11 protein-coding genes are annotated in these 15284 nt (G+C 62.1%); 3 read left to right on the top strand and 8 right to left on the bottom strand.

Going from position 1 to position 15284, the window contains the following annotated elements; genetic code table 11:
• The first annotated feature begins 47 nt into the window (after positions 1-47).
• On the top strand, positions 48-452 hold the full coding sequence (locus QMC96_06715) for a pyridoxamine 5'-phosphate oxidase family protein (GenBank protein MDI6876446.1): 405 nt from the start codon (positions 48-50) through the stop codon (positions 450-452).
• A gap of 953 nt (positions 453-1405) precedes the next feature.
• Here QMC96_06715 and QMC96_06710 read toward each other — a convergent pair.
• Positions 1406-2605, bottom strand: coding sequence for an argininosuccinate synthase (locus QMC96_06710; protein MDI6876445.1), 1200 nt, complete (start codon positions 2603-2605; stop codon positions 1406-1408).
• 434 nt (positions 2606-3039) lie between these two features.
• Here QMC96_06710 and QMC96_06705 point away from each other — a divergent pair, with 434 nt between their 5' ends.
• Positions 3040-4239, top strand: coding sequence for a hypothetical protein (locus QMC96_06705; GenBank protein ID MDI6876444.1), 1200 nt, complete (start codon positions 3040-3042; stop codon positions 4237-4239).
• Between the two features lie 41 nt (positions 4240-4280).
• Here QMC96_06705 and carB read toward each other — a convergent pair whose 3' ends face one another.
• The 3 genes from carB to QMC96_06690 form a co-directional block, all read right to left on the bottom strand.
• Entirely contained in the window at positions 4281-7448 is a 3168-nt protein-coding gene (gene carB, locus QMC96_06700; protein ID MDI6876443.1) for a carbamoyl-phosphate synthase large subunit, read from the bottom strand.
• Positions 7448-8506 (bottom strand): glutamine-hydrolyzing carbamoyl-phosphate synthase small subunit, encoded by a 1059-nt coding sequence (gene carA, locus QMC96_06695; protein MDI6876442.1) that lies wholly within the window; start codon positions 8504-8506, stop codon positions 7448-7450. Before carA ends, carB begins: the two co-directional genes overlap by 1 nt.
• A 949-nt stretch (positions 8507-9455) precedes the next feature.
• Complete coding sequence (locus tag QMC96_06690) at positions 9456-10508, bottom strand: tetratricopeptide repeat protein (protein ID MDI6876441.1); 1053 nt, start codon at positions 10506-10508, stop codon at positions 9456-9458.
• A gap of 305 nt (positions 10509-10813) precedes the next feature.
• On the opposite strand from QMC96_06690, the gene QMC96_06685 reads away from it, so the two are divergent.
• Complete coding sequence (locus tag QMC96_06685; GenBank protein MDI6876440.1) at positions 10814-11161, top strand: hypothetical protein; 348 nt, start codon at positions 10814-10816, stop codon at positions 11159-11161.
• Here the strand turns inward: QMC96_06685 and QMC96_06680 are convergent.
• The 4 genes from QMC96_06680 to QMC96_06665 all read right to left on the bottom strand — a co-directional run bounded on the left by QMC96_06680 (position 11158) and on the right by QMC96_06665 (position 15282).
• Complete coding sequence (locus QMC96_06680) at positions 11158-11739, bottom strand: carbonic anhydrase (protein ID MDI6876439.1); 582 nt, start codon at positions 11737-11739, stop codon at positions 11158-11160. The two genes, QMC96_06685 and QMC96_06680, sit on opposite strands and share 4 nt — an antisense overlap.
• A gap of 247 nt (positions 11740-11986) precedes the next feature.
• The gene (locus QMC96_06675) at positions 11987-12475 is read right to left on the bottom strand and encodes a hypothetical protein (protein MDI6876438.1); all 489 of its coding nucleotides are present in this window, start codon (positions 12473-12475) and stop codon (positions 11987-11989) included.
• 258 nt (positions 12476-12733) lie between these two features.
• Complete coding sequence (locus QMC96_06670) at positions 12734-14086, bottom strand: cobyrinate a,c-diamide synthase (protein MDI6876437.1); 1353 nt, start codon at positions 14084-14086, stop codon at positions 12734-12736.
• Positions 14083-15282: an ATP-binding cassette domain-containing protein gene (locus QMC96_06665; protein ID MDI6876436.1), complete on the bottom strand. Its 1200-nt coding sequence runs from the start codon at positions 15280-15282 to the stop codon at positions 14083-14085. Before QMC96_06665 ends, QMC96_06670 begins: the two co-directional genes overlap by 4 nt.
• Positions 15283-15284 lie beyond the last annotated feature (2 nt).

Genomic DNA, 15284 nt, shown 5'->3' with positions numbered 1-15284 from the left:
AATTTGACCGGATAGGGTCAGCAGAACGCACGGATGAGGTGAAGAGAATGGTAACACTGACTGATGAGATAAAAGCCGTGTTTGCGAAGAACAAGATCTTCCCCGTCGCCACAGCATCCAGAGAGGGGGTGCCGAACGTGGCGCCGATCGCCTTCGTGCAGATCGCCGACGACGAGACGATCTGGGTGGGGGACAACTACATGGTCAAGACGCTTGCCAACGTGAAAGAGAACCCGAAGATGGCGATCTTCTTCTGGGACCCCGACAGCAAGCGCTGCTTCCAGGTGAAAGGCGACGTTCGCGTGGAGACGAGCGGTGCCCGCTATGAGAAGATGAAGGCGACCATGAAGGCGAAGAACGAGGCGTACCCGGCCAAGTCCCTCCTCGTGCTCTCGGTGAAAGAGGTGTTCGAGTGCACGCCGGGCAAGAACGCGGGAAAGAAGGTGCTCTAGACTCCGCGTAGAGAGCGGAACACCGCCATCTTCTTCGGGACGGCGGCACTCCCGCGGCAGGGGAGGGCGGATTCTCCCGGCTCCCGGGATTAGAAAGGGACCGAGCGGTTTCCGGGCTGCAGAAGCCCCTGCAGCCTGGCGAATACCATCGGAGGCGAGACCGCCCATCGCTCTCGCGACTGCCTCCCGGTTTTGAATACTCGTGCATTCTTCCGCTGGGTTGCGCCTACGTCTGCCCGCTCTCCTTCAGAAATCCCCCGATTCTGCCTCCTACAAGCCATGTCGCACCGAAAAGGATGAATCCCCCTCCTGCAACACCCTGAGAAGGAGAAGTTCAAGCCGGGCTGATGTGCATAGAGCGTCGATTCGCGCCACGGTTGCCCGATTCAGGTATATCGCACTGGTGAGGGCTCCTCGCCCGTCCCTGCGATGGCGTCGAAGCGGGAACCAGCGGACCAATGCCCCATCCCGCCAGCACGATAACCCGGGGGGAGGATCGAGGGCAATACTGTTCGTGAGCCCTATGTCCTCTAGTTCGATATCCTCGAATGGAGAGTCCGTATGTGGACTGTTCCGTATCCTCGTCTCCGTTTGCCGTTTGCACGGAGCCGTTATTTCTGATGCGGGAACAATATCTCGAGCGTATCCTGCGGGATTGATCCGATGCCCCGAGTATCCGTGCTGGGCCACCGGCAGACCTAGAACCTGTTCATCTTCCCCGGGGACCGGGAGGGCGCTGGTCAGCCTTTACCGGCGCATACGTGCGAGCCTCTGCTCCATCGGGGGCGGGCTCGGTTGATACCGCCGAATTTATCGGCGGCCGCGTTCCTCCGCCCGAACCGGCACCGCCAGGATGCGGTCGATGGAGGAAAGGCGGAATCGAACGGCTGATCCTGAAACCCATGCAGCCCTTGGTAAGAAGCTGGAAAAAGCCGGGGATGATTCATCCCATTCTATTCTTTGCGCGCTCTCCGCCGCACCTGCTGGAGCAGCTGAGCCTGGAGCCCGAAGTAGCGCGAGAACCCCTCGGCTGTGCACTGATCGAGGGCAGTGCTGTCGAACGAGACCAGGTCGCCGGCGTAGAGGGCGAATGGAGACGAGCGGCCTATCGGGCGGGCTTGCCCCTTGAAGAGCTGCAGATCCACGATGCCGGTCACCCGCTCCTGCGTCTTGTCGATGAAGGCGTTGAGGGCATCGAACAGCGGTTCGTGGACGAGACCCATGTAGGCGAGCTCCGACCAGCGCTCGTCCACGATCGCCTTGAAGGCGAGCTCCTGGCGGGTGAGCACGAGCCCTTCGAGATCGCGGTGAGCGGTGATCAGGGCGGTTGCCGCAGGGTGCTCGTACACCTCGCGGGCCTTCAGCCCCAGGATTCGGTCCTCGATCATGTCGTTCCGCCCCACACCGTGCCTTCCGGCGATCGCGTTCATCCGCTGCACCAGGTCGATGCCCTTCAACCGCTCGCCATTGAGCGAGACGGGCACACCATCCGAAAAGCCGATACTGACCACCTCGGGAGTGTCGGGCGAATTGGCGACGGACGCGGTCCAGCGGTAGATCTCCTCGGGAGGATGGAAGGCGGGATCCTCCAGCCTCCCCCCCTCGATGGAGCGGTTCCAGCAGTTCTCGTCGATGCTGTAGGGGTTCTCTTTCACCGCCTGGCACGGGATATTGTGCTTCCGTGCGTATTCGATCTCCCAGTCACGGGTGAGATTGAGTTCGCGGACAGGGGCGATCAGGCGGAACCCGGCGCTCCGGATGATGAAGTCGAAGCGGAGCTGGTCGTTTCCTTTGCCGGTGCAGCCATGGGCGATGGCATCGGCTCCGACATCCCTGGCCAGATCGACGATCTTGCCGGCGATAAGAGGGCGTGCCAGAGCGGTGCCCAGAGGATAGCCCTCGTAGCAGCCGTTCGCCCGAATGGAGGGGAAGACGTGCCCGTTGACGAAATCTTCTCGGGCATCGATCGTGTAATGATCGTCGGCGAGTGCCCTTCCCTTCTTCTCTGCCAGGTCGATATCGCTCTTTGGCTGACCCACATCCACAACCGCCGTGACAACGCGTTCGTACGAATAGTGCTCCTTGAGGAGCGGAATGCATATCGAGGTATCCAGACCTCCGGAGTATGCAAGCACCACAGTACCATTTCCCATTCCATGTCCTCCGTCTTGGGAGAGCAGCCTGCATCGACTGCCGTTATCCAGAACTCTCCAGCGCACAGGGACGTCAGATCATTCTTACCCTAATACCTGAGTCTTTTGAGATTTAAAGGATGGTCATGCGGGCGGGCAGGCCCGACGGATACGCATGCTGCACCCCCTCACTCCAGCACCCCGCGCTCAGCGCAACAGAATCGGATAATACTGCAGAATCCGATATAAAGGTAACGGACGATCGGGACCGCACACCGGGATCTGCCCTTAAAATCTCCGCGGGATGATGGTTTTACGCACGATGCTCTCGCTATCTAATTTCTAGCAAGAATCCGGGCCATTATTAAAGATTCTTCATCGATGCGACCGCGTCCCGGCGGGCAGACATTTCGCATCACCAAAACATTTATTGCGGATCATTCAGGCAAGGTGACGTGAGGCTCATGAAACGCACCGGTAGTTTGGAATACGCCCTGGCCATCGCGTTCATCGTAGCCGCATTGCTCCTGTGCGGCTGCATCGCCGCCCGGAGCGACCTGGGCGGCGTGCCAGAAGAGTCCGCGCAATCCGTTGCTCCCACGCCGGGCAGTGCGGAGATGGGGGAAGTCACACCGTCGGATGGGCAGTCTGATACCGGGTACACCGCGCCCCGGATCGCGCCTTCAGCCAATACCACGTACGATTACCGCAGTCTGAGCGTCCTCTTCCGGAAAGACGGCTATGTGATCTCGATTCCCGTGAACATGTCCGTATACGAGGGCGCCCGCGCCGCCCATAGGGGCGGCATCCAGAACCTCACGGATGCAGGTGACCCGGAAGCCCTCTGCGACTATTACGTCGCGATGATCGAGGATCCCACGCAGGATGAACTCTACGCTGCCATCTCCGACAGCCTGCAGCAGATCAGCAGAAGAGGAAACCTCAACCAGGACGAGTACGTGGAGCTCGCGATGCAGTTCGTGCAGCAGATACCGCCCGATGCCGGCGAGGCGCGGGCCCCGCGGTATCCCATCGAGGTGATCGGCGACGCAAGAGGGACCCGCCATGAGAAGACCCTGCTCCTCCTGGGGTTGCTGGCGTCTGAGGGCTACGACGTGGCGATGCTCTACTTCCCGGAGATCGACCGCTCCGGGGTGGGAATCCGGATTTACGCGACCTCCGAAGCCTCCTTCCCGTACTATGAACACCGGGCGAGGAAATACCTCTTCATCGAACCGGAGCACCCGGCCTTCCTGGGGGAGTGCCCCAACGAGACCCGCGCCCTTCAGCCTCTGGTCCGCCCCGTGGGCAACGGAACGCTCCGGTATACGCGGGTGAACGAGGCGGTGCGGCTGGTGCACTGCCTGGAGAAGCTGAATGCGACGGTCGCATTCATGAGCGGCGAGATCCAGAGGATCGACGGCGACATCAAGAACCTGACGAAGAAACTTCGGACGGAATCCTACAGCGACGACGACGAGGCGCTGAAGGATATCGTGAAGCGGGAACAGATGAAGGCGAAGCTGAAGTACTACACAGAATCGCTCGATGCGATTCGGAGCGTCCAGGCCTTCGTGCTCGATAACCGCCACGACGCCCGGGGAGCCCTCTGGATGATCGACAACTCCAAAGTGCTGGACATCCACTACTACTAGAGAACCGGTATCTCACCTTTTTAAAAGAGGCTGCAGGGGGCCTAGGACAGCCCGAGATAGTGGTTGAGCGGCTCGATCGTGATCTTCTCCTTCTTGATGGCATCTATTGCCATCGCCGCCGCCCGCGCCGCCTGGACCGTGGTGATGTACGGGATGGAGAAGTCGACCGCCGTCCGCATGATCTGGTAGTGATCCTGGCGGGACTGCTTGTCGGCCGGTGTGTTGATGATCAGCTGGATCTCCCCTCTCCGCACCATGTCGATCACGTTGGGGGAGCCTTCCTGCACCTTCCGAACCATATGGGCCTCGATCCCGATCGAGTTCAGGAACTCGATCGTTCCGCTGGTTCCGTAGAGCGAGAGTCCCAGCTCTCGCAGCTTCCGCGCGATGGGCGCCACCTCGTCCTTCTGGTCGCCGGCGATCGAGAGGAATACATTCCCCTCGACCGGGAGCGCATTGTCGGCGCTGATGCAGGCCTTGTAGAAGGCTCTGCCGAATCCGTAGTCGATACCCATCACCTCGCCCGTGCTCTTCATCTCGGGGCCGAGAACAGTGTCCACGCCGGGCAGCTTGTTGAAGGGGAGAACCACCTCCTTCACCGCTACGTGGCGGATGGGCTGCTCGTGGTATCCGAGATCCGCGATCCGCCTGCCCAGCATCACCTTGGCGGCGACCTTAGCCAGAGGGATTCCGGTCGCCTTGGAGACGAAGGGCACCGTGCGGCTGGCCCGCGGGTTCGCCTCCAGCACGTATACGGTGTCATCTTTGATGGCGTACTGGATATTGATCAGGCCGACCACCCCGAGCCCGAGGGCGATCTTCTGCGTGTAGTCCCGCAGCCGCTCCACCTGGGAGGACGTGAGGGACTGCGGCGGTATCACGCACGCGGAGTCGCCGGAGTGGACGCCCGCCTCCTCAATGTGCTCCATGATCCCTCCGATCAGCACCTCCCTGCCGTCACAGACGGCGTCCACGTCGATCTCGACGGCGTCGCTCAGGAAGCGATCGATGAGCACCGGATGCCTGCGGCTCACCCGCACCGCCTCTTTGATATAGGACTCGAGCTCCACGGCATCGTGCACGATCTCCATTGCGCGTCCGCCGAGCACGTAGCTCGGCCGCACCAGCACGGGATACCCGATCCGTTCGGCGATCTCCCTAGCCTGGGCCTCGGAGTAAGCGGAACTGTTGGGCGGGCTCGGTATGCCGAGGCTCGCCAAGAAGACGCTGAACCGATCCCGGTCCTCGGCTACGTCCATCGCGTCGGGGCTGGTGCCCAGGATGCGGGTGGCAAGACCGAGGCGGGCGATCTCCCTCTCCAGGGGCACGGCCAGATTGATCGAGTTCTGCCCCCCGAACTGCACCATCACGCCGGAGTAGTAGTCCTTCTTGAGGATGTTCACCACGTCTTCGAGCTGCATGGGCTCGAAGAAGAGGCGGTCGGACGTATCGAAGTCGGTGGAGACGGTCTCGGGGTTGTTGTTGACGATGTGCACCTCGACGCCTTCCTCCCGGAGTGCCTGGACCGCGTGAACCGTGCAGTAGTCGAACTCGATCCCCTGGCCGATGCGGATGGGTCCGGAACCCAGGATCAGCACCTTCTGGCGGTCGCTCGGCTCGATCTCGCAGGCGGCGTCCCAGGTGGAGTAGAAGTACGGCGTCCTCGCCGGGAACTCCGCCGCACAGGTATCCACCATCTTGAAGGTGGGAAGTCCGCTGATCCGCTCCACCTCCTCCCAGGAGACTCCCGAGAGTTGCACGATCTCCGCATTGGAGAATCCGTACTCCTTCGCGGTTCGGATCAGCCCGGGATCCCGCGATTCGCGGAGACGATTCTCCATATCGACGATGTTTTTGATCTTCTGGAGGAAGAAAGGGTCGATGTGGGTGAGGCTGGCGATCTCCTCGATCGAGAAGCCCTCGCGGATGGCGTCAAAAAGGGTGGCGAACCGCTCGTCGGTGGGCTGGGATAGGATCATGCGGATCTCGGCCGGGCTGGTGTGGCGTGTCACGTCCGTGTCGAGGGACCGCAGCGCCTTTTTGAAGGCCTCCTCGAGAGTCCTTCCGATCGCCATCACCTCCCCCGTGCTCTTCATCGCGGTGGTGAGCGTCCGATCGGCCTTGCGGAACTTGTCGAAGGGCCAGCGGGGGACCTTCACCACAACGTAATCGATGGCTGGCTCGAACGATGCCGGCGTGCAACCGGTGACGGTATTCGTGATCTCGTCCAGATGAAGCCCGATCGCGATCTTGGCGGCGACGCGGGCGATCGGGTAACCGGTAGCCTTGGATGCGAGGGCGGATGACCGGGATACACGCGGATTCACCTCGATCACGCGGTAGTCCCCGTCCCGGTAGGCGAACTGGATGTTGCAGCCGCCCTGCACACCGAGTGCTCGGATGATCTTGATGGCAGCGCTGCGGAGGGTCTGAAACTCGTCGTCCCGCAGAGTCTGGATGGGGGCGACGACGACGCTCTCTCCGGTGTGGATCCCCATCGCGTCGACGTTCTCCATCCCGCAGACCGTGATGCAGGTGTCGGCGGCGTCCCGCATCACCTCGAACTCGATCTCCTTCCAGCCGATCACGCTCTCCTCGATGAGAACCTGGTGAATCCGTGAGCGGGAGAGGCCGAGTTCCACGATCCGTCTGAGCTCGTCCACGGTATTGGCAATCCCCCCGCCACTGCCGCCGAGAGTATATGCCGGGCGGATGATCGCGGGCAGCCCGACTTTCGCGAGTGCCTCGTCGAGCTGGTCCAGGGAGCGGAGGATCATACTCTTCGGGACCGGTTCGCCGATGCTCTCCATCAGATCCTTGAACTGCTGGCGATCCTCGCCGCGGTAGATCGCCTCGAGCGGGGTGCCCAGGATCTCCATGCCCTGGAGCGCCCCACGCTCCGCCAGTTCCGCGGTCATGTTCAATCCCGTCTGCCCCCCCATACCAGAGAGGATGCCGTCGGGGCGTTCTTTCTCGATGATCTTCGCCACGATCTCGGGGCGGATCGGTTCGAGATAGATCACGTCCGCCATCTCCGGATCGGTCTGGATCGTCGCGGGATTGGAGTTCACCAGGACAACTTTTACCCCCTCCTCCCGCAGGGCGCGACAGGCCTGCGAACCGGAGAAGTCGAACTCGGCCGCCTGGCCGATCTGGATCGGCCCCGAGCCGATCAGGAGCACTTTTTTGATGTGCGGTTTGCGGGGCATCAGGGGATCCTCCGGAACATATCCTCGAAGTAGTGAGTTTCCGTATCCCGAGGTCCGCCATGGGCTTCGGGGTGGAACTGGACGCAGGAGATGTCCAGGTCCGGTAGCGAAAAACCTTCCATCGTGCCGTCGTTGACGTTGGTATGGGAGATGACGCAGCCTTCGGGGAGCGTATCCGGATCAACGCAGAATCCGTGGTTCTGGGTGGTGATGAAGATCCGCCCGTCGAGGTTGTGGCGCACCGGCTGGTTGGCGCCGCGGTGCCCGAACTTCAGCTTGTAGGTCTCGGCGCCCAGGGCCAGCCCCGTCACCTGGATGCCCATGCAGATCCCGAAGATCGGCAGTTCCCCGATCGCCTGCCGGACGCACTCGATCGCCCGAACAGCGCGCCGCGGGTCCCCCGGTCCGTTGCTGATGAAGAGAGCCTGCGGTTCGCAGGCGGCCACCTCGCCGTATACCGCGTCCGCCGGAAAGATATGGAGGTCGGCCCCCCGCTGCTGGAGGCTGAAGATCATGTTCCGCTTGATCCCGAGGTCCAAGACGGCAATCCTCTTTCCGGGCCCGGGGAGATGATAGGGGGCGGAGCAGGTGACCTGAGGTATCACCTCGCAGTCGGAGATCTGCGGCGCACGGCGGGCCCGCTCCACCGCCTCCGCCCCGTCGTCGTCGCCCACGAGAAGCGTCGCCCGCATGGTACCGTGTTCCCGCAGGCGGATGGTGAGCATGCGGGTATCGACACCGCTGATGCCGAGCAGGTCGTTCTCGAGGAAATAGGCGGGAATCGACGGCAGACGCACGGGTGCGGAGCAGAGGTCGCGGACGACGCACCCCATCGCATGCACTCTCCGGCTCTGGAAGTTCTCAAAATCCACACCGTAGTTGCCGATCAGGGGGTAGGTGAACATCAGGATCTGGCCGCAATAGCTGGGATCCGTCAATGCCTCCATGTAACCGCTCATCTGCGTTGTAAAAACCAGCTCCCCTGAAGCGCATCCCTCGACGCCGAACCCGTTCCCGACACAGTAGGTACCGTCTTCAAGACCCAGGACTGCCTTCATGAATTACCATAGTACATGGTGGTCTCGAGTTCTTAACGGTAGTGCACCGATGCGCTCGGTTCGGCGCCTGCGTACGACCAGACGGTATGCCCGGCGGCGATGCGCGCTGCATTTCATGCTTGGGCAACAACGGGTCGGGCTCCTCTCGGCGACTATCCCCGGTTTTTCGGTACTCTGTCATCTATTCTGTGGCCTATTGACCGAGGGGAGGATCAGGTCAGGGGGAGGCTTTCTCTCCATCCTGTCGGAGATTCGGAGCAAGGTGCGGGTGGAATCGCCGCCGTCCTGACTGTAGAAAAGCCTGGATTGGCGGAGCAGGATACCCGGAGAGACCATCGATATGCACTCCGTATGTACCGCTAGCCTATCTGGGGGGCTTAACCGGCTCAGTCCGCACTGGCCTCTGGGGGATAAATCTATCCTGGGGCAGGAGGATGCTGAAGATGTCGAATATGGGCCATCCATACTTCCTTTCCGCAGGATATCGTACTGGCGGGGAAGGAGGGAGGGGTGCGCTCCTCGCCCGCAACAGAGCCCACATAATAGCGATAGGAATGGGCACAGGTAGAGAAACCCGGGAAGCGCATCCGGTTCTGGTCAGTATCGAATATATTCTCGCGAGTACGCAGAGATTCTGTATCTTTACAGAGGATCTCTTTCACAGCGGAACGAGAGTACATCGGAGGGAGCCCTTTCTGCAGGGGGGACTCAAATCACGACTGCGTCAAGAGAATGCCGCCGCATGGGAATCCGGCCGAACAGGAAAAGGAATATAGTCGGCAGGCATCGGTGTGGGGGAATGAAACCCATACCGGTATGCCCGTTCCTCACTACCGATTGAAAGACGGGGGGAAATATTCGGGCCGATTAATACATCAGCAGATTGCCCCTCGATCAAACTCACGGGGGACCAGGACACCTGGCGGCGCCGCAGACCCGTTAATAGGGGTCATGCGGCCTGAGTATCCTGCGCGGTGAGCTCTTCTGCCACCGCATCGCGGATATTGCGCACTTCAGGAATGTCCTGGATGGCGAGCGCCTCGTCAAAGCAGATCAGGGCAGCCCGGTACTGTCCTAGCGATGCCAGTACGACCCCCTTGCTCAGGAGGACGATGACGTTGCCGGGCACGATCTCCAGCGCCTTGTTGAAGCATTCGATCGCCTCGCCGGGCCGTCCGAGCTTCTGGAGGCTGGTTCCCTTCTGGTACCAGGCCTTAGCATTACGCTGATCCATGCGGAGGACACGATCGTAGAGGGCGATGGATTCGTCGTACTGCCCCTTCTCCTCGAGAATGGATCCCTTGCCCAGGTATGCCTTCACATGGAGGGGATCGAGCTTGAGCGCCGTGTCGAATGCATGGAGGGCATCTCCCTGCCGGTCGAGCTTCACGAGCGTCATACCCTTGTGATACCAGAGATCGGCACTCTTCTTGTACATCTCCAGGGCTTTGTTGAAACACTCGAGCGCCTCCTCGTACCGACCCATGTACTCCAGGATGATCCCACGGCTGTACCAGGCGATGGCGTACTTGGGGTCCATCTCGAGCACAACGTCGTAGGACTGGATCGCCTCCTCGTAACGACCCAGTTTGCCAAGAGTCAGCCCTTTGTGGTACCAGGCGATCACGGCATACTTGGGATCGATCTCCAGGATGCGGTCGAAGCACTTCAGGGCATCCTCGATCCTCTCCATGTTCCCGAGCGCCACCCCTTTCTGGTACCATATCTGGGCGTTCTTCGGATCCCTTACGAGCGCCCTGTCGAAGAACTCAATGGCCTCGATATACTTCCCCTGCTCCTTGTAGACCAGCCCTTTCTTGAAGAGCGTCTCCGGCTCGTTCGGATCCACCTCCAGCGCCCGGTCGTAGGACTGGAGAGCGTCACGGTATTTACCCTGCTCGGCGAAGACGTCCCCTTCCCTGACCCACTTCGAAATATCCCTTTTCTTAAAAAGATCCCACAAAACTGCCCCTCCCTGTTCGGACCCCTGTTCCTCGTCCACCGTATCGATGCCGAAGGCATGCCTGTCCAGAACTACCTATCCAGCCAGATATCATTCTTAAACAATAAATACTTAATCCATTGCATAGGTAAATACCATGCGGTTATAATTGCGCTCCAATATGGGCCCATATTGGAAAAATAAATCCGCATATTGTCTTAAACACCGAATGCGGCATGGTCAGGCTCGAACGTGCACGGAACTCCCGAAACACGGGAGATCCGCACCAGACCCGGAACAATGCGGCATTCTTCGGCATCCGTCCAGGGGAAGCTAAAAGGCAATCCGCCGCGTAGAGTACCTGCATGAAGCCTGATATCGTGATCGAGATCGTCGGTTTTCAATCGGCAACCTGCGGCCCGTTTCCCTGCGACGAGAGTCGTACATGCGAGCTCTCCGACTGCCACCCCGACGGCACGCTGATCGACGCCTGCAAAGCGCTCGAGTCGTGCATGCGCGGAGCCTATGGCGATCGCGTGCAGGTGAAGTTCACAAATCTCGACGAGGGCGTGCCCGACGCCGTTCGGGAGATCATCGAGAAGCACCACCCTCCGCTACCGATCGTGATGGTGAACGGCCGGCTGACCCCCATCGGCAGGATCTCCTGGCCACTGATACAAAAGGAGGTGGAAAAGCGGTTAACCCGCGGTTAGAGTATCTTCGAGAGCTTTCCGCTCTCCATGTCGTAGTACAGGCCGTGCAGACCGATCCTGCCCTCTTCTTCCGCCTTCCGCACGAGCGGATAGTTGCGGAGGTGCTCCATCTGCAGCCGGATGTTCTCCAGCTCGATGTTCTTCTTCCGCTCGCGGGCATCCTTCGCGGTGACGACCGCGCCCATCGCGGCATCCACGTTGAGCCGTGCCCGCCGGGCATTGTTCAGCCAGAGGGGTATGTAGGTGTCCTGCGTCTCCTTGTCGAGCGCCTTCATCGCACCGCAGTCCGAATGGCCGCAGACGACGATGTCCTTGACCTTCAGGTGATTGATGGCATACTCCAGGACCGTGGCAAAGCTCCAGTCATTGTTGGGGATGATGTTGCCGATGTTGCGGTGCACGAAGATCTCCCCGGGCTTCGCTCTGGTGATCCGTTCGGGGATGACGCGGGAGTCCGAGCAGCCGATCCAGAGCACTGTCGGGCTCTGCCCTTTTGCGAGTTCAGCGTAGCAATCCCTGTGACTCTGAAACTCTTCTTCCATGAAGCGGGTGTTTCCTTCCAGCAACTTATCGATCATGAAGCATTCTCCAGGTAATGCATTTGTGCCTCGCCGCAGGATCCCTGCGCGCAATCGCCACCGCTCCCATGCGGATCCCCGCAGGCATCGCCGGAGCGGGGTGCATATCCCCCGTCTCCCAGCAGAGATATGTCGCCGCGGAATGCATTTTAGATTTTCTGTTGCGCTTCCAGGGCTGGAGGGGCCGGCAGGGCGACCGAAGCCTCTGCAGCCGCCCGCATCGCCAAAATTGCGGATTAACCGTGATTCACTCTCTGCGGATAGTCCATTCCTTCCCGAGGGCTTCTGCCGTACTGGACGGTTTCAGCTCCGGCGGGCACTCCACGAACCGCCCGCTCCGGTCCCGGCACTGCCCGGCGCTCTCGTCGTAGCTGATGAACTGCCGTCCCCGGGCAGTCCGCCCTCCGCCGTGGGAAGCACGCCCGCCGAGCTGCGCCACCCGTTCACGGGTCTCCGCCGATGCCGCCTGCAGTCCACGCTCCTCGTGCGGCGCCCGTCCCCCGGCCCGGGCCACTCGCTCCCGCGTCTCCGGGGGAGCCGCCTGCAGCCCCCGCGCCGCGTGCGGCGCCTTCCCCCCGGCCTGCGCTACCCGAATCCGGGTCTCCTTGCTGGCGGCCTCGAGGCCCCGCTCTGCGTGCGGAGCCCTGCCCCCGGCCCTCGCCACCCGCGTTCGGGTCTCTTTGTCCGCGGAAGCAAGACCCCTCCTGGGTTTATCCTCCCTGGATCGTTGTGCCATCTTCATCCCCTCCCATTCGGTGTACCATCTCCGTATCCGGATTTTCAACGCCCTGCGCCCCCCATATAGTACTATCATATAAAAAGCTATCTGCCGTCGTCATGATCATGCTCAACTCATACCGCTCCGGTTCGAAACTGACAGGATATCGGCCCGAATAATGCGCCATCGCCGTACCGTGTGAGATGCCGGGGGCAGTCACGGGGTCTACCGCAGATGGGATATGTCAGCCGTGCCGCCGTTTCAGACGGGATTCCGCTACCTTCGCTGGAACCGCCGTGCCGCAGCGACGAGTGCTTCTGCGAAGTCTGTGGAGAAGTAGGCGTGGGTATAGCAGCCCATGACGGAATCCACGAACAGCCCGTCGCGGCCCCTCTCTATCCCGGTTCCCCGCTGGAGCGACACCGCGAACCGTGCGTCCCTGCCGCACTCCACGCGGGAGTAGTGGAACTCGTGGCCGCGGTAGGCGAGATCGGACGGCAGGAGATCCGTGCCCTGCCGGACCGAGGCCTCGACGTAGCCGAGTCCCTGGATCCGATCCTCCATCACCGAATGGGCGGGGAGAATGCCGCCGAAGCGGTAGAACCTCTCCGCATCGAGCCCGCCGGTGAGGTAGAGCAGTCCACCGCACTCCCCGTAGATGGGCATGCCGCCGTCCGCCGCCTTCCGGATCTCCTTCGTGCAGGGCGATCGCTCGAGGGCGGCTGCATGGAGCTCCGGGTATCCCCCGCCGAGGTAGATCAGATCCACCGCGGGCAGGGAGTCACGGATCGGGCTGAAGAACCGCACCCCGGCACCGGCAGCGGCAAGCCGCTCAAGGTTGTCCGGGTAGTAGAAGCAGAACGCCTCGTCCCGGGCAACCCCGATCTGGACGTCCGGTTCGGGGAGAGGGGCGGACAGATCCGTCCCGGGGAGCGGGGGCGCCGTTCCGGCCACCTTCACGATCCCCTCCAGATCGCAGGTCTCCTCTATGATGCGCCCGAAGAGGCTCATTTTGCCGCTCTCGTGGGCCATGGCAAGTCCGAGGTGGCGGCTCTGCACCGACAGATCCGTCCGGCGGGGGATCCAGCCGAGGGCGGGTATCTCCAGTGCAGGTTCGATCGACCTCCGATGGCGTTCGCTTCCCACCCGGTTCAGGATGACGCCGGCGATCCGCGTTGCGGGATCGAACCCCGCATAACCCCGCACCACCGCATGGATCGACCTCGACATGCCGCGTGCGTCGATTACTAGCACCACCGGCGCCTGCAGAATCTTCGCCACCTCCGCGGTGCTGGAGGTCTCGGAGCCGTCCATGCCGTCGTAGAGCCCCATCACGCCCTCGATGACCGCAATATCGGCACCCCGAACCGCTGCAGCGAACGTCTCCTCCACACCCTTCCGCCCCATCATGTAAGGATCCAGGTTCCTCGAATGGCGGCCGCAGATGGCTGTGTGGTGCGTGGGATCGATGAAGTCCGGCCCCACCTTGAAGGGCTGGACGTGCAGCCCGCGGGCTGCGAGGGCGGCCATCAGTCCGCTCGCCACCGTGGTCTTGCCGCAGCCGCTGTGGGTTCCGGCGACGACGATGCGCGGAATGCGGATCATCCCGATCGATCCGTACGTGTTCATGCGCTATCATCCTGCGTCCGCGGGTTGCCGGGTGGAACCGTCGCCTCGAGGAGGATCGCGGACACCCGCAGGCGGCTCCTCTCGCAGAACGCCTCCACCCGCTGCTGGACGCGCTGCAGCATTCCCCCGGAGGTGACGATGAGGGTGCTCCGCCCCAGGATCGCCTCCATCAGGCATCGGTCGATCACGTCGTGCGTGAACTGCGGGACGATCCGCTCCTGCTCGAGGCGCTGCTTCGCATGGGTGCCCATGGCGCCGATAGCGCAGATCTGCCCGCTCGCGAGCATCCGGTGCACCGTACCGCCGTCACAGGCCTTCGCATCCATGAGGTAGATCGCGCCCCGCTCTCCAGCGGCACCGCGGCCCGCCGCGCGTTCGATGTTCTGCACCATCTCCAGCACGCCGGAGGGGGGATCGCCGCCGTCCAGCAGGCCCCGAGCCGTCAGGGCCGAGTGGAGCTCCAGGAGCTGCGGCATGGTGAGACGGGCGCGCCGCACCAGTTCCGGGTCGGCGAAGAGCACCCCGGGCGGTGCGCGCCGAAGCACGGTCCCCTCGGCCATCAGGATCACATCGTCCGCCCAGCGGTAGGCTAGCTCGACGTCGTGCGTGGAGATGACAACCAGGGTGCCGCGTTCATGGAGCTCGTCCAGCAGATCCATCGTCTCTGCGGCACCTGCGGGATCCAGGGAGCTCGTGGGCTCGTCGAAGATGAGGATATCCGGCTCCATCGCCAGGACGCCGGCGATGGCCGCGCGCTTCTTCTCGCCCCCCGAGAGGCGGTGGGGAGGGCGCTTCTCGTACCCGCCGAGCCCCACAGCGTACAGGGCGTCTTCCACCCGGCGCCTCACATGTTCCTGCGGGAGACCGAGGTTCACGGGCCCGAAGGCGACGTCCTGGTAGACCGTGGGCGCGAAGAGCTGGGCGTCGGAGTTCTGGAAGACCATGCCCACCCGGCGGCGCGCTTCCCGGAGCGATCGCCCGTCGTACTGCAGAGGAGATCCGAAGAGCCGCACCTCCCCGCGGTTCGGGCGGAGCGTTCCGTTGCACATCAACAGCAGCGTAGTCTTACCTGCACCATTCGGACCGACAACGGCGATCTTCTTCCCCGTTCCGATGGCGGCGTTCACGCCCCGCAGCGCCTCCGGGCGGTTGGGGTAGGCGTAGTGGACATCCAGAAACTCTATCGCGGCATCCATGA

Source organism: Methanomicrobiales archaeon, assembly GCA_030019205.1.
Taxonomy (GTDB): Archaea; Halobacteriota; Methanomicrobia; order Methanomicrobiales; family JACTUA01; genus JASEFH01.
Note: the sequence above shows the minus strand (reverse complement) of the source record. Positions and strands in the feature narration are given on the sequence as shown.